This is a genomic window from Stenotrophomonas maltophilia (assembly GCF_006970445.1).
Taxonomy (GTDB): Bacteria; Pseudomonadota; Gammaproteobacteria; order Xanthomonadales; family Xanthomonadaceae; genus Stenotrophomonas; species Stenotrophomonas maltophilia_AU.
In genome coordinates this window covers 1,569,422-1,592,401 of sequence record NZ_CP033877.1, presented here as the reverse complement: position 1 = coordinate 1,592,401, position 22,980 = coordinate 1,569,422, and the positions used below count along the sequence as shown (strand labels likewise).

Genomic DNA, 22,980 nt, shown 5'->3' with positions numbered 1-22,980 from the left:
CTTCTCTCTCTACTCGGCCGCATCAGGCGTGGCCAACCCGTGCAGGTTAGCGTAGATACGTGCCGCGAGGGCGTCATTGATGCCTTCCACCTTGGCGATTTCCGCTTCGCCAGCGGCTTTCAGGCCGACCAGGCCACCAAAATGCTTGAGCAGGCTGGCGCGGCGACGCGGCCCGATACCGGGGATGTCCTCCAGCTTGCTGGTCATCCGCGCCTTCTGGCGGCGGCCGCGGTGGCCGGTGATGGCGAAGCGGTGCGCCTCGTCGCGCACCTGCTGGATGAACTGCAGCGCCGGGTTGGCCGCGCCGGGGCGCAGCTCGCGGCCGTCGGGCATCACCAGCGCTTCATGGCCGGCGCGGCGCTCCACACCCTTGGCCACGCCCACCAGCAGCACGCCTTCCACACCCAGGTCGGCCAGTGCGGCCTGCGCCTGCGCCAGCTGGCCGGCGCCGCCGTCGATCAGCAGCACGTCCGGCAGCACGCCCTGCTCTTCCACGGCACGGCGGAAGCGGCGGTCGATGGCCTGGCGCATGGCGGCATAGTCGTCGCCCGGCTCGATGCCGCTGATGTTGAAGCGGCGGTACTGCGCGCGCACCGGACCGGCAGCGTCGAACACCACGCATGAGGCCACTGTGGCCTCACCCATGGTGTGGCTGATATCGAAACACTCGACACGCTTGACCGGCTCGGCCAGGCCCAGCATGTCGCGCAGTGCATCGCTGCGCGCGTGCTGCGCGTCGCGGCTGTTGAGTTCGGTGGCCAGGGTCAGCTGCGCGTTGCGGCTGGCCAGTTCCACGTAGCCGGCGCGCTCGCCGCGCACGTTCCACTTCAGCTGCACCTTGCGCTCGGCCGAGGCCGACAGTGCGGCGACCAGCAGGTCGGCGTCGGGAATCTCGCGGTCCAGCAGGATCTCGCGCGGCGGCTCGAATTCGATGTAGTACTGCGAGACGAACGCGGCCAGCACTTCCTCCGGGCTCTCCTCGCCATTGGTACGCGGGAAGAACGGGCGGGTGCCGAGGTTGCGGCCATCACGGAAGGCCAGCAGCAGCACGCAGGCCTGCGAGCCCTGCATGGCCACCGCCAGTACGTCCAGGTCGGCGGCGCGACCGTCCACGTACTGACGGGTCTGCATGCTGCGCAGCGAGGAGATCAGGTCGCGCAGGCGCGCGGCCTGCTCGAACTCCAGCGCCTCGCTGGCGGCCTGCATCTGCTCGCCCAGCTCACGGGTCAGTTCGTCGCTCTTGCCTTCCAGGAACAGCGCAGCGCGGCGCACCGACTCGGCGTAGTCCGGCGCCGGCACCAGCTCCACGCAGGGCGCGCTGCAACGGCCGATCTGGTACTGCAGGCAGGGCCGCGAGCGGTTGCGGAACACGCTGTCCTCACAGCTGCGCAGCTTGAACAGCTTGTGCATCAGGTTCAGCGTTTCGCGCACCGCGGTCACGCCGGGATACGGCCCGAAGTAGCGGCCGGGAATGGCACGCGGGCCGCGATGCAGTGCAATGCGCGGCCAGTCCTCGCGGGTCAGCAGCACATGCGGGTAAGTCTTGTCATCGCGCAGCGAGACGTTGTAACGCGGCGACAGCGACTTGATCAGCTGGTTTTCCAGCAGCAACGCCTCGGCTTCCGAGCGCGTCACGGTCACGTCCATGCGCGTGATCTGCGAGATCATCGACATGATCCGCGCGTTCTTCGGGCTGCCGTTGAAATAGCTGCCGACGCGGTTGCGCAGCGCACGCGCCTTGCCCACGTACAGCAGGGTGTCGTCGGCCGCGTACATGCGGTACACGCCGGGGGCGGTGCTGAGCTGGGCCGCGAAGGCCTTGCCGTCGAAGACCGGAGCGGGAACGTCGGTCATTCGCTGATCGGCACTTCGCTGAGCACGCCGCTGTCGGGATCGAATCGCAGCACGGCGTGGGCGTCGGTCTCGGCGATCCACACCGCACCTGCGCCCACCGCCAGTCCAGCCGGGCCATGCAGGCGGCGCGGCAGCGGCTGGGTGGTCAGTTCGCCGCCGCCCAGGCGCAGCGTGCGCAGGCGACCGTTGCCGGTATCGGCAATCCACAGCAGCGGGGCGTCCGCGCTCAAGGCGATCGCCTGCGGGAACTGCAGGCTGGCCTGCGCGCGCGGGCCGTCTTCACTGCCGAAGCGCCACGGCCCCTGCCCGACCAGCGTCTGCACCAGGTCGCCGCGCAGCTGCAGTGCACGGATCGAGGATCCCAACGCATCGGCGACGTACAGCACCTGCTGCACCACGGCCAGCGCGGTCGGTTGGGCAAAGGCAGCCAGATGGCCGCTGCCATCCCGCTCGTCGATGGAACCACTGCCGGCGCGCCATTGCAGGCTGCGCTGGCCCAGGTGGTAGCTCCAGATACGGTTGTCGCCGGCCATCGCGATGTGCAGCTGGTTGTCGGCGATGGCCAGGCCGACCGGATGGTCCAGCGAGACCTGCCGCGCCTGCGCGACCGGACCTTCCACCGGCGCACCGGGACGCCCGTTGCCACACAGCGTGTCGACGATGCCGGTCAGCAGGTTGATACGGCGCACCGCGTGGTTGCCTGTGTCGGCGACGTACAGCGAATCGCGCTCCAGCACCAGCGCCTGCGGGCGGTGGAACGCCGCTTCGGCGAGGTTGCCGTCCATGAAATCGGCGGTGCCGAGGCCGAACTGGCGCAGGATGCGACCGCCATGGCTGCATTCGAGGATGCGGTGATGGCCGCTGTCGGCGATGTACAGGCGTTCGGTGCTGACCGCCAGTCCCTGCGGGAAGCGCAGGGACTGGCGCGGTTCCGGATGCAGTTCGCTGCCGCCGCGCGGCGGTGCCGAAGGCGCGCCCTGGCACAACGCGTTCAAGGCGCGCTCCAGTTCACCGGGTGCGCCCTGCCCGACCAGCCGTTGCTGTTCGCGGCCCTGCGCGTCCAGCAGCACCATGGTCGGCCAGGCGGTAACGCCGAAGCGGCGCCAGCCATCCCAGTCGGCATCGAGCAGCACGGGCATGGTCAGGCCCTGCCGGCGCAGCAGCTTCAGTGCGGCACTGGCGTCGCGCTCGAAATCGAAGCGCGGCACCTGCAGCACCAGCGGCTGCAGCTTGCCCGGGTGGCGCGACAGCCATTGGCCGAACTCGGCCAGGCGTTGCGCACTCCAGGCGGAGGCCGCATTGACGAACAGCAGTGCGACCGGCCGACCGCGCAGTTCGGTCAGGGTGCAGGGGGTGGCATTGAGCCAGGTGGCGAACTCGGGCAGGTCCGGGACGGGCTGGACGTTCATGACCCGATTATGCCGGAGTCGGCGTCATGCAACAGTCGTGCCACCGCACGTTTTGCAGCATCGTCGACCAGCGACCAGACCTGTTCGAAATGATCGCTGCCGCCGGTGTAGGGATCGGGGATCGCTACCCGCCCCTGCCCGCCCGACCAGGGCAGGTACAGCGCCAGGCGTTCGCGCTGGCCGGCCGACGCCAGACGCCCGGCATCACGCAGGTTGGCCTCGTCGGCACACAGGATCCAGTCGAAACGGTCGAAATCCACGGCCTGCAGCTGGCGTGCGCGCAGGCCGCCGATGTCCACGCCGTGCCCGGCCGCGCAGGCGATCGCGCGGCGGTCCGGCGGCTCGCCCACGTGCCAGTCGCCGGTGCCGGCCGAATCAACCTGCACCCGCCCGGCCAGCGGCGAGGCGTCCAGCCGTGCGCGCAACGCCCCTTCGGCCATCGGCGAACGGCAGATGTTGCCGAGGCAGACGACCAGCAGCCTCATCGCGCTGCCATCGCCTGCAGCAGCCGCTCGGCGCGCTCCAGGTCCTCGGGCGTGTCGATGCCCGGCGGGAACGGCTCGGGCGAGATCGCCACGCTGATCGGGTAGCCGGCTTCCAGCACGCGCAGCTGCTCCAGCGACTCGACCTGCTCCAGCTGGCCCGGCGGCATCGCCGCGAACTGCTGCAGGAAGCCGGCGCGATAGCCGTAGATGCCGATGTGGCGCAGCCAGGCATGGCCGTCCGGCAGCGTGTCGCGGCTGCGTGCGAAGCCGTCGCGGTGCCAGGCGATCGGCGCGCGACTGAAGTACATCGCCTCGTTGCGCACGTTGCGCACCAGCTTCACCACGTTCGGGTCGAACAGGGTGTGCGCGTCCTCGACGGTCGTGGCGAGGGTCGACATCGGCGCATTGCCAGCGACCAGCGCATCGGCCACCGCGCGGATGCCCGCCGCCGGTGCGAACGGCTCGTCACCCTGCAGGTTGACCACCACCGTGTCATCGGCCCAGCCGGCAATGCGCGCGCATTCGGCCAGGCGATCGGTGCCGGAGGCGTGCGTGGTCGCGGTCATCGCCACCTTCACTTCGGCCAGGCCGGACAACGCGTCGGCAATGCGCTGATCGTCGGTAGCGACCCATACCTCAGTGGCGCCGGCCTGCAGCGCGCGGCGTGCCACGTGCAGCACCAGCGGCTCGCCGCCCAGCGGGCGCAGCGGCTTGCCAGGCAGCCGCGAGGCGGCATAGCGGGCCGGAATGGCGACGACGAATTCGGTCATGCGGGCGGTACTCGGCAGGCTCGTTACAACGGGAATGCGGCCAGCGGCGCGTGAATGCAAGCGCCACCGCGCCACTCAGTTCGGTCGCAGCTTGTCCAGGCGATCGGTCAACGCCACCCAGAACGCCGCGGGCAACTCCGCGCGCAGCGGAACCGCGTAGTGCCAGTCGTTGCCGAACGCCCGGCATTTCACCGCATCCTTCTCGGTCATCAGTACCGGCAGCTGGCTGCCGAAGGACAGGTCCTGCGGCTGGTAGGCCTGGTGGTCGGCAAACGCATGCGGCACCACGCCGATCCCGCGCGCGCGCAACATGTCGAAGAAGCGCTGCGGATGGGCGATGCCGGCCACCGCATGCACGCGCTGTCCCTTGAAGTAGGCCAGCGGGCGCGCGCGGCCACCGGCCAGCGGCTGCGCACTGTCGATGTGCAGGGCCATTGGCCACTGGCCGAAGCCACAGGCCTGTGCCGCAGTCTCCTCATCGGCCTGGCCGAGATTGACCACGCGGAAATCGCATTCGCTGGCGCGGCTGACCGGCTCGCGCAGCGGCCCGGCCGGAATCATCCGGCCATTGCCGTAGCGACGCTGCGCATCAACCACTTCAATCTCGATGTCGCGCGCCAGCCGGTAGTGCTGCAGGCCGTCGTCACAGACGATCACATCGCAACCGGCCTCGATCAGCGCCTTGCCGGCGGCGACACGGTCGCGATCCACGCGCACCGGCACGCCGGTCTTCCAGGCGATCAGCACCGGTTCGTCCCCGCCCTTGGCGGTCGGCGTATCAGCCTGCACCCACAGCGGCTTGTCGGCGTCTTCGCGACCATAGCCACGGCTGGCCACGCCCGGCCTCCAGCCGGCCGCGCGCAGGCGTTCGACCAGGGCAATGGTCAGCGGCGTCTTGCCGGTACCGCCGGCGGTGATGTTGCCGACCACGATGACCGGCACCGGCAACGAATGGCGCTTGCGCCAGCCACGCCGATAGGCGCGCCGGCGCAGCGCCGTGACACCTGCGTACAGCGGCGCCAGCAGGCGCATCGTCCACGGAACCGGGGTGCCGTCGTACCAGTACGGCGGGGTCTGGGTACCCTTGCCGGCCATCAGTCCTGCCTTTCGCGGAACTGCATGCTGTGCAGATGCTGGTACAGGCCGCCCAGTTCGAGCAGCTCCTTGTGGGTACCACGTTCAACGATGCGGCCATGATCCATCACCAGCACCTGGTCGGCATGCTCAATGGTCGACAGGCGGTGCGCGATGACCAGCGTGGTGCGTTCGGGCATCAGGCGCTGCAGTGCATCCTGCACCAGGCGCTCGGATTCGTTGTCCAGCGCCGCAGTGGCTTCGTCGAGGATCAGGATCGGAGCGTCGCGCAGGATCGCGCGGGCAATCGCCAGGCGCTGGCGCTGGCCACCGGACAGCAGCGCGCCATTCTCGCCCACCGGGGTCTGCAGCTGCTGCGGCATGCGTGCGATGAACTCCCACGCGTTGGCGGCTTCGGCCGCTGCGCGGATCTGCTCGTCGGTCGCTTCCATGCCATAGGCGATGTTGGCAGCGATGGTGTCATCGAACAGCATGACCTTCTGCCCGACCATCGCCACCTGCCGGCGCAGGTCGGCCAGCGGGTAGTCGTCCAGGGCCACGCCGTCGAGGGTGATGACACCGCCACTGGGCTCGTAGAAGCGCGGCACCAGCCGGATCAGGCTGGTCTTGCCGCTGCCGGAACGGCCAACGATGGCCGTCACCGTGCCCGGCCTGGCAACGAAGCTGATGTCGTCCAGGGCGATGCCGCTGTCCTCGCGGTAGCGCAGCATGACGTGGTCGAACGCCAGTTCACCCCGCACGCGCTGCACGCGGTGCTGGCCCTCGTCGCGCTCCACCTGCATGTCGATGATGCCGAACAGGCGCTCAGCGGCGGAAACACCGCGCGAGATGGACGTCTGTACGCTGGTCAGGCGGCGCAGCGAGGGAATGATCGCCATCATCGAGGTCATCAGGCCCATGAACTGGCCGGCATTGAGGCGGCCTGCCAGGGCTTCGCGGGTCGACACCCACACGATCACCGCCAGCGCCAGTGCGGCCAGGAACTGCACCACGCTGGAGGCGGCGGCACGGGTGACCTCGACCTTCATGTTCAGCGCCAGCATGCGGTTGGCCAGGCGCGAGTAGCGCGAGATCTCGTGCTGCTGGGTGCCATGCACCTTCACTTCCTGCTGCGCGGCCAGTGACTGCTCGGCAGTCTGGGCCATGGTGCCCATGCCGTCCTGGATGCCGCGGCTGATGCGCCGGTAGCGCTTGCCGACGTAGGACACGATCACGCCGATCAGCGGCACCACCACCAGCATCGCCAGGGTGACCTTGACGCTCATCTGCAGCATCACCGCCAGCATCGCGATGATGGTGAGGGTATCGGCCACCACGGTCTTCAGCGCGTCGGCACTGGCCTGGGTGACCTGCTCGGTATCGAAGTTCAGGCGGCTGACCATCACCGGCGTCGCTTCGGTATCGAAGTGCGACGACGGCAGGTGCAGGTACTTCTGCAGCACCTGCTCACGCAGGTCGCGGACCACGCTGCGGCCGGTCTTGGCCAGCGTGTAGTCACTGACCCAGGTGGCCAGGCTGCGCATCAGGAACAGGCCGAGGATGGTCAGCGGCAGCACCACGGCCGCGCGCGGCTGCGGGTCGACGAAACCTTCGTTGACCAGCGGCTCCATCAGCTTGGTGAAGTGGTAGCCGGCCAGGGCTTCGACCACCATGGCGATGACCGCGCCCACCATGAACACCCAGTAGGTGCGGGTGTAGCCCAGCAGACGTTTGTAGATCGGCCACACCGGCGCGTGATGGGAACTCATGGACGCACCTCTGGCGCAGTTGCAATGGCGATACGACGGAAACCGAGCTGACCGAGCGCGTCCTGCGCAGTCACCACGGCCTGGTAGGGGGTGCGTGCGTCGGCACGCAGCAGCACGGGCTGGCTGCGGTCACTGCCGGCGACAGACGCGATGGTCTGCTTGACCGACTCGACGTCGCTGCGCAGCACTTCCTGGTCATTGATGAAATAACGGCCTTCGGCGTTGATCAGCACGCTGAGCGAACGCGGCGGCTCGTTGTTGGGCTGCTGGCTGGCGGTGGGCAGCTGCACCTGCAGCGTCGAGCGCGCATCGAAGGTGGTGGTGACCACGAAGAAGATGATCAGCACCAGGATGACGTCGATCAGCGGGACCAGATCGATATGCGGCTCATCCTGGGATCGGTCATTGCCGATACGCATCGATCAGGCCTTCGCCGTGGCGGCGTTGGCCGGGCGCGCGGACGGCGACGGGGTCATCACCCCGGGGCGGCCATCCAGCGTGTCCAGCAGGGCGCTGGCTTCCTGCTCCATTTCCACCACGTAGCCGTGGATGCGGCCCTTGAAGTAGCGATGGAACATCAATGCCGGGATAGCCACGATCATGCCGGTGGCGGTGCACACCAGGGCCTTGCCGATGCCGCCGGCCAGCTGGTTCACGTCGCCCACGCCATGGTCGAGGATGCCCAGGAACATCTGGATCATGCCGATCACCGTGCCCAGCAGGCCCAGCAGCGGACCGGCCGACGCAATGGTGCCCAGCGCGTTGAGGAAACGCTCCATGCGATGCACCAGGTGGCGGCCGGTGTCTTCGATGCGCTCGCGGATCTGGTCACGCGGGCGGTTGCGGGCTTCCAGTGCGGCCGCCAGCAATGCGCCCAGCGGCGAGTTGGCGCGCAGGGTCTGCAGGTGCGCCGGGTCAAGCTTGCCGCGTGCGGCCCAGTTGCGCACTTCCTGGCCGAGGCCGGGCGGCAGCACCTCCGTTCGCCGCAGGGACCAGAAACGCTCCAGGATGATCGCCAAAGCCAGTACGCCCAACAGCAGCAGCGGCACCATCGGCCAGCCACCGGCCTTGACCAGTTCCCACACGTTTCAACCCTCCGGCCCAACGGCCGCTTGTTCGATCGGCGATAGGATAGCAGCCGACCGCGCCCGCCCAGCGGCATCCCACCACCGGGATGCATGGATACGCTGTTCACGCAGCTGCAGCCCTTGTGCGCCAAGCCATACGCGGATCGCCCCGGACTCTGCGGTGGACACCACCTCGGCTCCCTGCGCCTGCCAGCGCCGGACCACGTCCCGGCGCGGGTGGCCAAAGCGGTTCTGGTGCCCGGCCGAGACCAGCGCCAGCCGGGGTGACACCGCCGCCACCCAAGGCGCACTGGAGCTGCCGCCGCTGCCATGGTGCGGCACCAGCACCACGTCCGCCTTCAGCGCCACCGGAGACGCCCGCAGCAGCACCTGTTCGGCCGGACGACCGATGTCCCCGGGCAACAGGACCACGCCCTGAGCGCTGGTCACGCGCAGCACGCAGCTGTCCTCGTTTTCGGCCCGCTGGCTGCCGGCATCCGGGTGCAGCACCTGGAAATCGACGCCGTCCCAGTGCCAGCGCAGGCCGCGCTGGCAACGCCCGGCCCCGGCGATCGTACTGCCCGGCGGCGCCTGCAATGGCAGCTCTGGCAGCTGAAGACGCAGGCTCGGCAGGTTGCCGGCATGGTCGAGATCGTCGTGACTGATCATCACCCGGTCAGGCGGAGCCTGCCCCAGCGCCCGCAATGACGGAACCAGGACCCGCTCGCTGCCCTCGCCCCCGTTCGGCGGCCCGACGTCGTACCAGAGCGCATGCCGCGCGGTACGCAGCAACACCGCCGTGCCCTGGCCGACATCGTGCACCAGCAGCTCCAGTTCGCCCTCCGCCGGTCGCTCACGTTGCGGCCACAGCAGCGGCAGGCACAGCAGCAGGCCGGCCAGCCCGCCCCCGGCACCACGCGGCAGCAGCCACCAGAACACGCCCAGCAGCGCCGCCGGCACGGCCCAGGCCGGCGCCTCGGCCAACCACCACATCGCCCGAGGATGCGCCGCCAACGGCTGCAGCGCCTGCCAGCTGATCTCGAACAACCACGCCGCAGCGCACCACGCCCAGCGCCCGGCCCCGTCATGCAGCACCTGCAGCGCGGTGCCCAGCAGCGACAGGGGCACCACCAGCAATGTCCACCACGGGATGACCGGCAGGTTCACCAGCGGCCCCAGCCAGGCAGTGCCCCCGAACAAGGCGATGCCCAGCGGCAACAGGCCGACGCTGGCCACCCCTTGTGCGGCCAGGAACCCGCGCAGGTAGGCGGCCACCCCGCGCGGACGTCCCGGCGGCAAGCACCACACCAGCCACAACACGCCACCGAAACTGAGCCAGAAGCCCGCCGACAGCACCGCCAGGGGCGCCGGCAGCAGCAGCGCCAGCGCCGCCAGCGCAAGCCCCTGCATGAGACCGAGCGGGCGTCGCCCGCTGCGCGCCAGTGCGACCAGCCCGATCATGAGCGCAGTGCGCACGGTCGGCAATTCACCGCCGGCCAGCACCGCGTAGCCTGCTGCGGCCAGGGCTGCAGCGCAGGCCGCCGCCAGCGGACGCGGCCAATGGCGGGCCAGCAGGGGGCACAGCCACCACAGCCCCCGACACAGCAACGCCCCCAGCCCCGCGACCACTCCGACATGGAACCCGGAAATGGCCACCAGATGGGTCAGGCCCAGCGCCCGCAACTGATCCCAATCGGTGTCGGACAGGCCGCGCGTATCACCCAGCGCAAGCGCCTGCACGAAGCGCGCCGCTGGATGGGCCACCTGCGCGGCGATGGCGGCGCTGGTGCGTTCACGCCATGCCGGCAGGCCATGCGCGGCCTGCAGCTCACGCGCGCTGGCCGGCTCCCGCACCGTGCCGTTGCCGGACACGCCGCGCAGCAGCGCATGGCGTTCACTGTCGAAACCACCGGGATTGATCCGCGATCGCGGCGCCCGCACGCGCAGGGCCAGATGCCACTGCGCACCGGCCAGGACCTGATGGCGCCCACGCCCTGCAACGGTGGCATCGGCGGCACGCCAGGCATCGTTCCAGGTGACCTGCAGCCGCTTGCCGCGCAACCATGGCAGTTCGCTGCTCTCGCTGACCTGCAGCAGGAAGCGGGTGTGCGTGGTCCCATGATCTGGCAGATCGATGACCCGGCCACTGACTACCACATCCCGTGCTGGCTGGCCCGGTGGAAGCTGGTCCTGCAATGCCCAGTGCCCGTGCAGCGCCGTCCATCCGGCACCAAACAGCACGACCGCCGGCAGGCGCCCCCGCCAACGCAGGCCCCACCCTGCGATGCCAAGCACGATCATCACCCTGCAGACCCACAGCGGCGGCAGCTGCGGAAGCTGCACGCAGGCCAACGCCCCCAGTGTCAGCGCCACAGCAGCGCCACTGCCCAGCAAGGGAGACGGGGAACGCTCGACGGCCATGAGGCCAGCCTGACGTTGCCTGCGGCAGGTTGCCTATCGGGACTTGCCCCGCAAACGCGTCAGCGCCGGACGCTGCCGCGATGGAAATTGACCCGGAAGCTCGCGCCGCCGCCCGAAGCCTCGCCGACACTGACCGAGCCACCGTGGTGCTGCACGATTTCCTTCACCAGGTGCAGACCGAGACCACTACCGCTGCCCGCCGCGCGCAGGCGATGGAACGGCTCGAAGATCGCCTCGCGGTCGCCCACCGGAATGCCCGCGCCCTGGTCGCTGACTTCCAGCAACCCGCGTGTGTCCAACCGCACGCAGATGGTGCCTCGGCCACCGCCATGCACGATCGCGTTGTGTACCAGATTGGCAATCACCCGCCCCAGCGCCAGGCTGTCGCCGTGGATCCACACCGGCGCCTCCGGCGCGTCCACTTCGAATCCGTAACCGGCCCCCACCACCAGCGGCGCCAGGTCCGCGGCAGCCTCTCGCACCAGCAGGGCCAGGTCCAGCCGCTGCAATGCGCCGACATTGCGGTCAAGCCGCTGCAGGTCGAGCAGGTGCTCGGCAACATTGCCCAGCCGCGCCACGTCGGTCAGCAGCTGCGATTTCAGCTCGCCCTGCGGCAGCTGAGACAGGCGCGCCTGCACCACGGCGATCGGTACGCGCAGCTCGTGCGCCGCGTCGGCGAGGAACTTGTCGCGCGCCGCGTAGCCCTGCTGCACCTTGTCGATGGCATCGTTGAATGCTTCCACCAGCGGCGCCACTTCCGTGGAAACCAGCTGCGCATCCAGGCGCGCACCGGGCTGGCCGATGTCCAGCTCCTTGGCCTGCTGCGCAGAACGGCGCACGCCCCGCATCGCACGGTGGATCACCGTCGGCATCACCAGCAGGGTGACCACGATCAGCGGCAGGAAGAACCACAGGCCGATCAGGCGCAACACCATCAGCGCGCCATCAAGCAGCCCGCCCTTCGGCGCGCCACCGGCCATCACAGTGATGCGGCGCCCCTCCTCGTTGCGGATCATCACCCGCGCCACGTCCAGGTAGGGTGGGACCAGCGAACCCAGTTCAGTGGCGCCCACGGTCGGCAGGCGCGCAAGCAGCGGCGCGTGGATCGCAGGAATGGTACCGCGCTCCAGCCACATGCCCCTGTCGTCCACCGCGGCGAACCAGAGATTTCCCCCGGCGTTGGCATCGAGCTTGTCCCAGCGCGCCTGGTCCAGCACCAGGCGGCCGCCTTCGCTGTGCACCGCCTTGGCCACCGCCTCGGCAACGAACATGTCCATGCCCCAGGAGTCCTTGTCACCCCAGGTCAGGATCAGCGCGACCACCGCGAACAGCACGGTGAAGGCCTGCGCCAGGAACAGGCGCCAGGCCAGGCCAAGGGTGATCGAACGGATCGGACGGGCCATCTCAGGCCTCCGCCAGCAGGTAGCCGACGCCGCGGATCACGTGGATCTCCACGCCGGCCCCGGCCTGCTGCAGCGCCTTGCGCAGCTTGGAGATATGCGCATCGAGTGCATTGGACTGGATCTCATCGTCGAACCCGTACACCGCAGCCTCCAGCGCACTACGGGTAACCGTACGACCCTGCCGCATCGCCAGCGCCTGCAGCACCAGCACCTGCCGCCGAGGCAGGGCCAATGGCTGGCCTTCCACCTGTGCCTGCAGCGATTCGAAATCGAACTCGAGCCGCCCCAGCCGCAGGCTCGGCGTCACCATCGCCGAAGGCCTGCGCGATACGGCGCGGATGCGCGCCATCAGTTCCTCGATCGCCACCGGCTTGACCAGATAGTCATCGGCACCGACGTCCAGGCCTTCGACCTTGTCCGACAGCGTGCCCTTGGCGGTCAGCATGATCACTGCCAGGTTCGGCCGAAGCGCACGCGCCGTCGCGACGAATCCGGCGCCATCGCCATCGGGCAGCTGGCGGTCAAGCAGCAGCAGCTGGTGCACCGGTTCGCGCAACGCGAGCGCGGCCTCGGCCAGGCTGCCGACCACGTCGGCGACCACACCCTGCCGCTCCAGGCCCGATTGCAGGGCGCGGGACAGATCAGGATCGTCTTCGACCAGGAGGATGCGCATCAGGAACTCGTCTACCGGAAACGCTGCCGATCATAGTGCCTGGCGCCCTGGTTTTGCGCCCATGCGTGCCGATCACGCGGGCGCAATGTTCTGACAATGTTACCCCGTCACCATGCGCAGCCATCCCCCGCAAAGTGGCTGATCGATGCCGTCGCTGTCCCCGACCCTGCTGCGCCCGCTGCTGCTCACCACTACCCTCGGCGTGCCGTTGCTCGCCCACGCTGCCGAGCAGAACCCGGGCGTGCAGGCCGGCATCAGCGCTGGCGCGACCTCCGGTGCGTACGCGCACTATGACGTCAAACCGCTGGTGGTCCCGGCCATTGCCTGGCAGGGCAAGCGCTTCTTCGCCAGTCCCGGCTCGCTGGGCATGTACCTTTACAAGGATCAGGGCTTGCGGCTGTCGGCGGCGGTCACGCCCTACACGTTGCGCTTCAAGACCGACGACGTGAACGATGCACAGCTGCGCCGCCTGCACAGCCGGCAGATGTCAGCCATGGCGGGCATCAACGGTGAGTACAGTGCCGACTGGGGCATGGTCGAGGCCAGCGTGATGCGTGAAGTCACCGGCCATGGCGGTGGTTTCGAGTCGCGACTGCATTACAGCTATCCGATCCAGGCGGGCCGCTTCACCTGGGTGCCGCGGGCGGGTGTCGTGCATTCCAGTGCACGGCTGCTCGACTACTACTACGGCATCAGTGACGAAGAAGCACTGCGCTCGGGACTTGACGCCTATCGCCCCGGCAGTACCACGTCACCGAGCCTGCAGATCGCGGTCAGCACGCCGCTGGGTACGAAATGGCGCGCGACCGGCGTGGTGGCCAACCAGTGGTTCGGCGATGCAGTGAAGGACAGCCCGATGGCACGGCGCGGCACGCAGACGTCGGCCTTCATTTCCCTGATGCGCTCGTTCTGAGCGAGCGCCCCCTACGGACAAGGACCCCCCCCATGGCCTCCGTCTCCCCCACCGCCGAAGCCCACGCGATTTTGCGTGCACCAGACCTGGACAGTGCCGAGCGCGCCTATCTGGGGCTGATGCCCGACCTTGAACATGTGAATGCACTGGCCCGCCGTGCAGTGGGCCTGTCACGCGTTGCCGACGCGGCACGCGGCTATGCGCTGTCGATGACCCTGGTTGGACTGCGCCTGCAGGAACTGGAGATGGGCGAGCCGACGGCCAGGGAACATCGCCAGGCAACCCTGCGCAGCCTGCGCCAGGCCTTCAGCGCCTGACGGCACGCGAACGGACCCTGCTGCCGCGCCCTTGCGGCGGCAGCGGGATTCATCGCGTCAGCAGGGCCTGCAACCAGGCAGGCCCGGCGCGGCAGCGTCGCTCAGCGCAGCGTGGTCCACGCCAGCAGCGCGCACAGGATCGCAACCCAGATCACTGCCTTGAACGTGCCTTCCAGCATGTTGCCGCCGAACAGGCGTTCCAGGAACGGATTGGGCCTGGATACCGGGACGTGATCGCTCATGCGGCAGCTCCTTGCAGTGATGGCGCGGTTGCGCGGTAGCGCCGAGTCTACGCCTGCGCGGCCCGGATTCATCGCCACCTGCCTGCCTTTGGCGGCGCAATTCCCGCCTTCGTCGCAGGCCGGCTGCGGTGCCCGGCCGGCCATGCCAGCCTGCACGCACTTTCCCGCTGGAGCACCGTGCCATGCCGATGCTTGCCCTGATCCTGCTGTTCTCCAGCCTGTTCGGCAACGGCAGCGGGCCCACCGAGGATGCCCTGCGCAGCCAGATCCTGCGCACCGAGGGGCCGCAGGACGCGCATGAAGCGCTGCCCCTGCAGCTCTATCACCTGCGCCAGGACCGCGTGCTGCGGCTGGGCAGCCAGCAACCGGCAGACGCCCCTGGCGGCAGCCCGCACGTTGTGCTGGCCCGGGTACGTGTGGCGCAGTTGTGGGAACGCGTCGATGGCCACTGGCAGATCCAGCGCTCGATCAGCATCACCCGCTGATTTCACGCCACTGAACCGGCAGGGATGTGGTTTCACGGGCAAGACGGGCACCACTTCTTCCAGAACGAAAAAAGCCGGCCCCGGGGCCGGCTTTCATCGTTTCCACCGCTTCACCGGCAACGCCGGGAGCAGGTGGTGGGCGGTACAGGGTTCGAACCTGTGACCCCTACCATGTCAAGGTAGTGCTCTACCGCTGAGCTAACCGCCCATCTTGTTCTTGCCGCCCGAAGGCTGGCCTTGTTACGTAAAAACCCGGCGCCAGGGCCGGGCTTTGCAGTTCACGACAGCCCTCTTCCGAGGACTTCGTGGTGGGCGGTACAGGGTTCGAACCTGTGACCCCTACCATGTCAAGGTAGTGCTCTACCGCTGAGCTAACCGCCCGTTTTGCTTCTGCATTTCCGCGATTGCGTCGGTGCAGGCCGCGTATATTACGGATGCCGGCAGGGAAGCGCAACACTTTTGTGAAGATGATGCTGCACTGCCGCGTTCAGCCCAGGCTGGCTTCCTTCAGCTGCCGGATCTGGTCACGCACGCGCGCGGCATCCTCGAATTCCAGGTCCTTGGCGTGCTGGTACATCTGCTGTTCCAGTGCCTTGAGACGGACGCCCAGCTGCGCCGGCGACAGCGAACGATAGTCAGCGGCCTCTTCGGCCACGCCAGCCCGTCCCTTGCCCTTGCCCTTCTTCGCCTCCTTCTCCGCGGCATCCGAACGCGCGCCTTCGAGGACATCGACGATCGGGCGCGCCACCGAGCGCGGCACGATGCCATGTTCTTCGTTGTACTCGACCTGCTTGGCGCGGCGGCGGTCGGTTTCATCGATCGCTGCCTGCATCGAACGGGTGATCCTGTCGGCATACAGGATCGCCTTGCCACGCACGTTGCGGGCAGCGCGGCCGATGGTCTGGATCAGCGAGCCGGTGGAACGCAGGAAGCCTTCCTTGTCGGCATCCAGGATCGCCACCAGCGATACCTCGGGCATGTCCAGGCCTTCGCGCAACAGGTTGATGCCAACCAGCACGTCGAACTTGCCCAGGCGCAGGTCGCGGATGATCTCCACGCGCTCGACCGTGTCCACGTCCGAGTGCAGGTAGCGCACGCGGATGCCATGCTCGGTCAGGTATTCGGTGAGGTTCTCGGCCATGCGCTTGGTCAGCGTGGTGACCAGCACGCGGTCGCCCGCCTTGATGCGCTCGTTGGCCTCGCTCATCAGGTCGTCGACCTGGGTACCTACCGGGCGGATCTCCACCACCGGGTCGATCAGGCCGGTCGGGCGCACCACCAGCTCGGTGATCTCGTCACCGGCCTCGCGGTACTCATACGGGCCCGGCGTGGCCGACACGTAGATACTGCGTGGGCAGCGCTCCTCCCATTCCTCGAAACGCAGCGGACGGTTGTCCAGCGCCGACGGCAGGCGGAAACCGAACTCGACCAGGGTTTCCTTGCGCGAGCGGTCACCCTTGAACATGGCGCCGATCTGCGGAATGGTCACATGCGATTCGTCGATGACCAGCAGCGCATCGGCCGGCAGGTAGTCGAACAGGGTCGGTGGCGGCTCGCCGGCGGCCTTGCCGGTCAGGTGCCGGGAGTAGTTCTCGATGCCGTTGCAGTAACCGACCTCGGCCATCATCTCCAGGTCGAACTGGGTGCGCTGGGCGAGGCGCTGCGCCTCCACCAGCTTGTTCTGCGCGTACAGCTGCTCCAGCCGCTCCTTCAGCTCCACCTTGATCGTCTCGATCGCCGCCAGCACGCGTTCGCGCGTGGTCGCATAGTGGGTCTTCGGATACACGGTGAAGCGCTGCATGTTGCGCAGCGTCTCGCCGGTGAGCGGATCGAACATGGTGATCTTCTCGACCTCGCCATCGAACAGTTCGAGGCGCAGTGCTTCGCTGTCCGACTCGGCCGGGAACACGTCGATCACTTCGCCGCGCACGCGGAAGGTACCGCGCTGCAGCTCGTACTCATTGCGTGTGTACTGCAGCTGGGTCAGGTGATTGATCAGGTCGCGCTGGTCGATGCGCTCGCCCCTGGACAGGATCAGGCGCAGTGACAGGTAGTCTTCCGGCGCACCCAGGCCGTAGATCGCCGAGACCGTCGCCACCACGATCGCATCCGGGCGCGACAGCAGGGTCTTGGTCGCGGCCAGCCGCATCTGCTCGATGTGCTCGTTGATCGAACTGTCCTTCTCGATGAAGGTATCCGACGACGGCACGTAGGCTTCGGGCTGGTAGTAGTCGTAATAGCTGACGAAGTACTCCACCGCGTTGTGCGGGAAGAACGCCTTGAACTCGCCATACAGCTGCGCCGCCAACGTCTTGTTCGGCGCCATGATCAGCGTCGGCTTCTGCACGTTCTGGATGACGTTGGCGATGGTGTAGGTCTTGCCCGAGCCGGTCACACCCAGCAGGGTCTGCTTGGCGATGCCGGCCTCGAAGTTGCTGGTCAGCTTCGCGATGGCATCGGGCTGGTCGCCCGCCGGCGAATACGGCGAGACAAGTTCAAAACTGTCGCTCATGGTGTTGCCAGTTCCCGGGAATGATGAGTATACGGGGCGAGGGGTGACGGCTGGCTGAGGGTTCGCCGGGCAGTCCGCCACGGGGATTCCCGATGGCGGCCGCACAGCCCGGCGCGGAGGCTGGATACATGTACTCGACCCATGCCCCCTGCCCCCTCGGCCCCCGCTCAGCGCGGGGCGTGCACCTGACTGAACTGCTGGTGGTCATCGCCGTGCTGGCGGTGCTGCTGGCCGCGTCCTGGCCGGCGCTGCAGCCCCTGCTGCTGCGGCAACGCGCCGATGCACTGCAGCTGACCCTGCACGCGAGCCTGTCCGGCGCGCGCAGCGAAGCATTGCGCAGGCGCGAGCTGATCGGCCTCTGCGCCAGTGTCGACGGCCTGCGCTGCAGCGACGACTGGAGCGCCGGCTGGATCATCTACCGCAGTGGCGACCAGCGCGGGGAGCCGGCGTCGCCGGAGGCGATCCTGATCCACAACACCGGGCGCTCGGACGTATCAATCCTGGCCCTGGCCAGCAGCGGACGTCCCCAGCTGTTCTTCCAGGCAGATGGACGCAGCCCCGGGGCCAACCTGACCCTGCGCATCTGCGCGGGCAACCGGCTGCATGGCGCGTTGATCGTCAACAATGGCGGCCGCACCCGAAGCGAGCGCGTGGATCGCGATGCACCCTGCTGAACGTCTGCGCAGAAAAGCAAAAGCCGCGATTTCTCGCGGCTTTTGCAGTATCTGGCGCCCGAAGTTGGACTCGAACCAACGACCCCCTGATTAACAGTCAAGTGCTCTAACCGGCTGAGCTATTCGGGCGGGGAGGCGCATTGTACTGGTCGATTACAGGAAGATCAACACCTGTTTCACCAGCAGCTGGCAACGCCACCGTCGGCCGTCTTGCGGTTGGCCTGGTCCACGCTCATCGTGCCGCAGCTGTCCTTTGCCTGCGTGCCCTGCGGGGTGGCAGTGATGGTGAAGCTGGTGCCATCCCCCTTGTAGTCCAGGTTGTAGCGCGCGGTGCCGCCATCACGCGGCGACACCTTGGTCGGCAGTGCATAGCCGGTGTAGGAATTATTGCTGGTGTGGTAGCGCTCTGCGCGCTGCGCGTACTCGGCCAGGTCCGCCTTCACCACGGCACGATGCGATCGGCGCACGTACTCCTGGTAGGACGGAATGGCGATCGCCGCCAGGATGCCGATGACGATCACCACGATCATCAATTCGATCAGCGTGAAGCCAGCCGCGCGGCGAGGCATGGGAGTGTGCAACATGAGCGTGGATCCTCGCACTTGGGTTACTGGAGCTGGCGCCAGGACTGGCGACCGCACGGGTAAGGCAGATACAGCGACTGGCTGCCCGCAGCACCCACTGCCATCCAGCAGGTGCTGCCTCCGGGCGGCGCCTTGTTATCCGTCGGACGCGGCAGCACCGACAGCGAGACGTCACGCACCGGCGCGGTTCCTCCGGTCTTCAGCGCAATGGCCGCGGTCCCTGCCCCGGGCCGGCTGCCAGCCGGCGAGCCATAGCGCACGTTCTCCAACATCGGCAAGCCACTGATCGACGACAACCCGAACAGCCAGTTCGAACCGCTGGTCGAACAGCCTACCGACTGCATGTTGGGCACGTAGGTCGGCATGAAGACGATGCCACTGACCAGGGTCGGGTTGCCCACCGCACGCTCGCCATTGCCGGCAGGCAGCTGGATCATCCAGCCTCGCGCATTTGCAGGGGCCGCCCCCGCCGTGATCTTGCGTTCATCGACGCCCGCAGTGGCGGCCGCGGCCGTGTACGGAACGAGGTTGGCAGCGGTCACCGTCGAGGTCACCGTCTTGCCAGACAGATCGTTCACGGCGTACAGCGCCTGCTGCGCCTTGTCATCCTTGTCGCTGGTGAAGGAGAAGCTGCCAGTGCCGAAATAGAGCATCACGCCGCCCGAAGGACCGGTGGCAGCGGTCATGCCACCGGTGATCGGCTGGCGATAGGTCTTGTTCGAGGAGTCCTGGGCGACCTGGCTGGTGAACATCGGCACGGTCAGCGTGGTGTTCGCACTGCTGGTCAGGTCGAACTTCCACACGGCACCACGCTGATCGGCGGCATAGACGGTGTCGGCCAGCCCATCACGGCCGCGCGCATCCTGGCTGGTGCCGGTCCAGCGATCGACGACGACCACATTGCCCAAGCCATTGTCTCCGGAGATGCCGGCACCCGAGGTGCCCTCGACCGCTTCGATCATCCGGATATCGCCGCTGGCCATGTCGACCACGAACAGCACCGCCTTGCCGTTGGCACTGCCGTAGCCGTTGCCGAAGATCGCCTTCCAGGCTACGCCGGTACCACTCTTCACCGGCACGATCACCGGCTTGCCCAGCACGAAACCGATGTTGTTGCGCACCTCGTCCCTCAGCGACGAGTTGATGTCGCTGATTTCCCACAGCACGTTGCCAGTGCCGAAGCTGCCAGGTGCAGTGACATCCAGCGCGAACACCGAACGGCCACCTGCACCCGTGGTGCCGACCAGGCTGGTCTGCCACGCGGTGCCGTTGTAGGTATCGGACACGGCAACCGGGCCATCGACGTAATAGCGGTGGCGGAAGGTCTGGTCGGCCGTATCGGATTTGTACGGGAACAGCAGGTTGGCCATGTGGCCCAGCGCGGTGGCCGGGATGTAGGCAAAGCTCTCGGTGCCGCCGGTACCGTCCTGCTTGGCATCAGCCTTCATGCCGCCATCGAAGGCGTGCAGCATGCCGTCATTGGCACCGACATAGACCATGTACCGCTGCGACTTGGCCTTGGTGGCCAGGTAGTCGGTGTAGCTCTTGGCATAGGTGCCGCCGAGCTGGCGGTAACCGTAATCGTCCAGCGGCGAGCTGACCACCGGCGCCGAATTGACGATGTCACCCAGCGGCGTGGTCCGGTCACGGTACTTGCCGCCGTTGCGGACCTCGGTCGAGCTGTCGGCACTGAGATAGTTGATGGCACTGGCCAGGTCGGCCTTGATCGTCGTCAGCTTGTCGGTGGAGCAGACCAGCATCGACGCGTACTTGCCGCTGGGTTTGCTGCACAGATCCTGCAGGCTGATGCGGGCACTGTTGAAGTCCACCGGCGAGCCCAGCTTGTTGGCCACGATCCGGCGGCCGGACGACGTCAGGCGGCTGGAGGCTTCCCACACCTCGGTGAGCTCCGCGACCTGGTCGGCGTTGACCTTGACGCTGGCCGCAGTCAGCTTGCTCGACCAGTCGGTGCCGCTGTTGGTGATGTCATAGCGCGGAGTGACCGCCAGTGAGCCGGTGCCGATGCGCGCACCACTGATACCAATCGTGCCTGAAGGCGATGCGCCACCGCTGATCGAAGACAGTACCCGGCGCATCGCCTCGGTGACGTCCGCCGGGGTCTGCGCGTTGATGAACTCGCCACGGCTGTTGACGGCCGCATGCCACAGCTCATCGATGACGGTACCGTCATCGACATCCAGCGGATTGCCATTGCCGGCCCAGTTCGGCGCCGTCTTGTACGGATCGGCGGTTGCGGCCTGGTTGACACCGTAGATCTTGCCCTGCGCGCCCGGGGTCACGCCGTAGAAGTTCATGTGCAGGTCGGTCTGGCAGTCCAGGCGCTTCCAGTCCGGGCTGCTCTTGTCCAGGGAACTGCACTTGTCACTGACCGGCACCTGCCCCGCCGGGAAGCTGGTCCCGGTGCGCAGGGGGGTGCGGGCACCTGCATAAGCCGCCGCGGCGATGTCGGCGATGGTATTGCTGTAGCCGTCGGAGAACGGAATGGACGGCAGGTGGGTCGAGTTCACCGAGTCGGCGTCACCGAAGGACCCGCTCGGTGCATTGCCGGAGTTGGTGTAGCCGTCGGTGAACAGCATGCCGCCATTACGCTGGCAGGCCAGCTGCACGGGGGCATCGGCGTCGGTACGACGGAACTGGTCGACCAGATACTCCACCGCGCGACGGTTGGGCGTGCCGCCGTTGGCCGTCAGCGCATAAATCTGCTTGTAGAGGTCAGCTCGGTTGGTGACCATGTCATACATGGTCGCGTTGCTGAGCTTGTTGATGGTGAAGTAGCCCACTCGCATCGTATCCACGCTCACCAGGGCGGCGGTCGACGAACCGACGATGGCCAGCACGCGGTTGCGGTGATACTGGAACCAGTTGGAGAAATTCTGGATCGCGGCGTTGTAGGCGGCCGGGCTCGAGTAGTTGCCCGACTTGATCTGGTAGCGGCGCAGGTTGCAGCCCGGGCCACAGGCACCGGTGATCACCGGGCGACTGGTGTCGTCGGTCTTGTATCCGTCCGGTGCAGGCGCTGCGGCCGGCAGGTAGAAGGTCGCCGGGAAGTAGCTGATGGAGTACGTGGTGTTGCCGGTGTTGCTGATCGCGGCGGTCTTCCACCCGCCATCCCACCAGCTGTCGACATAGTATTCATTGCCGGTGCCGGAAAGGTCGGGAATCCGCATGCCGTTGACGAACTGGAACTTCTCAGAGGTGTCGGCCCGATTGACGGTCATGTTGTACACGGCTTTGTAGCCGCGCTGATCGGACCGTGGATCGGCGCGGGTCTGGGTGATCGAGGCATTCGCCCACAGCGTGCCGTCGGCATTGGTCCACGGCCGGTAGGTCACTGCCGGGTTGAAGTAACTGGCGTTGTAGACATGCGAACGCGCGAAGCCGTAGATGTCCAGCGGCGGAATGGCGCGCCCCGGCGAATACTCCTTGTTGAAATCCGCATGCGGGTACAGGTAGAGGTAGCAGTCCACCGAGTTGTTGGCGCACGCCGAGCCCACGCTGAAGAAGCTTCCATCGTTGTTGAAGAAGCTGTTGGTGTTGCTGTTCCAGCGCATGCGCCCGTCACCACCGGGGAACATGCGTTCGAAGTTCATCGAACCCGAATCATCCACCGCCATGATGAAGGCCGGCGTCGCGCGCGTCTGCACGTTCATCGGCTCCTGCGCAAGCACGCCCTGCGCCTGTGCAGCAAACAGGGTATGTGCCAGATAGCCGCCAGCGGCCAAGACGGCAAGGCCAACGCCTGCCAGGATCCTGCGGTTGCGAGTGTTCATGGGCTCCCCAGCCTCACAGCTTGAATACGGTATCGATCGCCGCACGCGACGTCGCATCACTGGTGGTATCACCGGCGTAGGTCGTGATCTGGTAGACCGGGGTTGGCTTCTCCACCGACTTGCCCATGTCCAGCGCCCCCTCCCCCTGGATGCAGCCCTGGATCTCACGGACATAGATGGCCGGCTTGCTGCCCAGCTTGGTTTTCGCGACCCACCCCGAAGGATCGAAGCCGTCATCGCACTGCTGGTTGATGTCGGAAGACACCACGGCCGGATTGGTACCGGCATCCCTGCGGTTGGCGATGTTCTCCACCGCGTTCTCGGCGCTGCGTGCCGCGCCTTCGGCGTTCTGGAACGCCATGTTGGTCGCCCGGTAGCCGGCCGCCATGCGCTCCTGCATGCCGGCCACCTGCATGCCGATCACGCCCAGCAGGGCCAGCAGCACCAGCATGATCAGCGCGACATAGAGAACGGCACCCTGCTGTCGTGCCTGGGCAACGAAGGGACGGCGCCTGGAGGAAGGAGGAGTGCGCATGG

General features: G+C 67.4%; 20 protein-coding genes and 3 tRNA genes. 4 read left to right on the top strand and 19 right to left on the bottom strand.

Annotated features, from left to right (window positions below):
• Positions 1–9: 9 nt before the first annotated feature.
• The 11 genes from uvrC to EGM71_RS07205 all read right to left on the bottom strand — a co-directional run bounded on the left by uvrC (position 10) and on the right by EGM71_RS07205 (position 12,925).
• Positions 10–1,854 carry an excinuclease ABC subunit UvrC gene (gene uvrC / locus EGM71_RS07255; protein ID WP_188488785.1) on the bottom strand — a complete coding sequence of 615 codons (1,845 nt, stop codon included), beginning with the start codon at positions 1,852–1,854 and terminating at the stop codon, positions 10–12.
• Positions 1,851–3,263, bottom strand: coding sequence for a hypothetical protein (locus EGM71_RS07250; RefSeq protein ID WP_188488783.1), 1,413 nt, complete (start codon positions 3,261–3,263; stop codon positions 1,851–1,853). Before EGM71_RS07250 ends, uvrC begins: the two co-directional genes overlap by 4 nt.
• Positions 3,260–3,748: a low molecular weight protein-tyrosine-phosphatase gene (locus tag EGM71_RS07245; protein WP_188488781.1), complete on the bottom strand. Its 489-nt coding sequence runs from the start codon at positions 3,746–3,748 to the stop codon at positions 3,260–3,262. The genes EGM71_RS07250 and EGM71_RS07245 overlap by 4 nt, the downstream gene beginning before the upstream one ends.
• Positions 3,745–4,518 carry a 3-deoxy-manno-octulosonate cytidylyltransferase gene (kdsB, locus tag EGM71_RS07240; RefSeq protein ID WP_188488779.1) on the bottom strand — a complete coding sequence of 258 codons (774 nt, stop codon included), beginning with the start codon at positions 4,516–4,518 and terminating at the stop codon, positions 3,745–3,747. The genes EGM71_RS07245 and kdsB overlap by 4 nt, the downstream gene beginning before the upstream one ends.
• Before the next feature lie 75 nt (positions 4,519–4,593).
• Positions 4,594–5,613: a tetraacyldisaccharide 4'-kinase gene (gene lpxK, locus EGM71_RS07235; protein WP_188488777.1), complete on the bottom strand. Its 1,020-nt coding sequence runs from the start codon at positions 5,611–5,613 to the stop codon at positions 4,594–4,596.
• Positions 5,613–7,361, bottom strand: coding sequence for a lipid A export permease/ATP-binding protein MsbA (gene msbA, locus EGM71_RS07230; protein ID WP_188488775.1), 1,749 nt, complete (start codon positions 7,359–7,361; stop codon positions 5,613–5,615). The genes lpxK and msbA overlap by 1 nt, the downstream gene beginning before the upstream one ends.
• Positions 7,358–7,780 carry an ExbD/TolR family protein gene (locus tag EGM71_RS07225; RefSeq protein ID WP_005415977.1) on the bottom strand — a complete coding sequence of 141 codons (423 nt, stop codon included), beginning with the start codon at positions 7,778–7,780 and terminating at the stop codon, positions 7,358–7,360. Before EGM71_RS07225 ends, msbA begins: the two co-directional genes overlap by 4 nt.
• Before the next feature lie 3 nt (positions 7,781–7,783).
• Complete coding sequence (locus EGM71_RS07220; protein WP_188488773.1) at positions 7,784–8,446, bottom strand: MotA/TolQ/ExbB proton channel family protein; 663 nt, start codon at positions 8,444–8,446, stop codon at positions 7,784–7,786.
• A 3-nt stretch (positions 8,447–8,449) separates the two neighbouring features.
• Entirely contained in the window at positions 8,450–10,849 is a 2,400-nt protein-coding gene (locus tag EGM71_RS07215; RefSeq protein WP_188488771.1) for a DNA internalization-related competence protein ComEC/Rec2, read from the bottom strand.
• Positions 10,850–10,908: 59 nt separating this feature from the next.
• A complete protein-coding gene (locus EGM71_RS07210; protein WP_188488769.1) occupies positions 10,909–12,252 on the bottom strand; it encodes a sensor histidine kinase in 1,344 nt (447 codons plus the stop codon).
• Between the two features lies 1 nt (position 12,253).
• Positions 12,254–12,925: a response regulator transcription factor gene (locus EGM71_RS07205; RefSeq protein WP_005415973.1), complete on the bottom strand. Its 672-nt coding sequence runs from the start codon at positions 12,923–12,925 to the stop codon at positions 12,254–12,256.
• Positions 12,926–13,070: 145 nt separating this feature from the next.
• Here EGM71_RS07205 and EGM71_RS07200 point away from each other — a divergent pair, with 145 nt between their 5' ends.
• Positions 13,071–13,838: a MipA/OmpV family protein gene (locus tag EGM71_RS07200; RefSeq protein ID WP_188488767.1), complete on the top strand. Its 768-nt coding sequence runs from the start codon at positions 13,071–13,073 to the stop codon at positions 13,836–13,838.
• A 32-nt stretch (positions 13,839–13,870) separates the two neighbouring features.
• On the top strand, positions 13,871–14,155 hold the full coding sequence (locus EGM71_RS07195; protein WP_053500526.1) for a hypothetical protein: 285 nt from the start codon (positions 13,871–13,873) through the stop codon (positions 14,153–14,155).
• A 101-nt stretch (positions 14,156–14,256) separates the two neighbouring features.
• On the opposite strand, the gene EGM71_RS07190 is transcribed toward EGM71_RS07195, so the two are convergent.
• On the bottom strand, positions 14,257–14,397 hold the full coding sequence (locus EGM71_RS07190; RefSeq protein WP_162838510.1) for a hypothetical protein: 141 nt from the start codon (positions 14,395–14,397) through the stop codon (positions 14,257–14,259).
• Between the two features lie 182 nt (positions 14,398–14,579).
• Between EGM71_RS07190 and EGM71_RS07185 the strand changes: the two genes are divergently transcribed.
• Positions 14,580–14,882: a hypothetical protein gene (locus EGM71_RS07185; RefSeq protein ID WP_188488765.1), complete on the top strand. Its 303-nt coding sequence runs from the start codon at positions 14,580–14,582 to the stop codon at positions 14,880–14,882.
• Positions 14,883–15,015: 133 nt separating this feature from the next.
• Here EGM71_RS07185 and EGM71_RS07180 read toward each other — a convergent pair.
• From EGM71_RS07180 to uvrB, 3 genes are all read right to left on the bottom strand, one after another.
• A tRNA-Val gene (locus tag EGM71_RS07180) sits at positions 15,016–15,090 on the bottom strand.
• A 98-nt stretch (positions 15,091–15,188) separates the two neighbouring features.
• A tRNA-Val gene (locus tag EGM71_RS07175) sits at positions 15,189–15,263 on the bottom strand.
• Between the two features lie 106 nt (positions 15,264–15,369).
• Positions 15,370–17,394 carry an excinuclease ABC subunit UvrB gene (gene uvrB, locus EGM71_RS07170; RefSeq protein ID WP_188488763.1) on the bottom strand — a complete coding sequence of 675 codons (2,025 nt, stop codon included), beginning with the start codon at positions 17,392–17,394 and terminating at the stop codon, positions 15,370–15,372.
• Between the two features lie 128 nt (positions 17,395–17,522).
• Between uvrB and EGM71_RS07165 the strand changes: the two genes are divergently transcribed.
• Entirely contained in the window at positions 17,523–18,068 is a 546-nt protein-coding gene (locus tag EGM71_RS07165) for a GspH/FimT family pseudopilin (RefSeq protein WP_188488761.1), read from the top strand.
• Between the two features lie 52 nt (positions 18,069–18,120).
• On the opposite strand, the gene EGM71_RS07160 is transcribed toward EGM71_RS07165, so the two are convergent.
• From EGM71_RS07160 to EGM71_RS07145, 4 genes are all read right to left on the bottom strand, one after another.
• Positions 18,121–18,197: transfer RNA gene (locus tag EGM71_RS07160), tRNA-Asn, on the bottom strand.
• 47 nt (positions 18,198–18,244) lie between these two features.
• The gene (locus tag EGM71_RS07155; RefSeq protein ID WP_087922075.1) at positions 18,245–18,652 is read right to left on the bottom strand and encodes a type IV pilin protein; all 408 of its coding nucleotides are present in this window, start codon (positions 18,650–18,652) and stop codon (positions 18,245–18,247) included.
• A 23-nt stretch (positions 18,653–18,675) separates the two neighbouring features.
• Positions 18,676–22,443: a pilus assembly protein gene (locus EGM71_RS07150; RefSeq protein ID WP_188488759.1), complete on the bottom strand. Its 3,768-nt coding sequence runs from the start codon at positions 22,441–22,443 to the stop codon at positions 18,676–18,678.
• A gap of 13 nt (positions 22,444–22,456) precedes the next feature.
• Entirely contained in the window at positions 22,457–22,978 is a 522-nt protein-coding gene (locus tag EGM71_RS07145; RefSeq protein WP_188488757.1) for a pilus assembly PilX family protein, read from the bottom strand.
• Between the last annotated feature and the right edge of the window lie 2 nt (positions 22,979–22,980).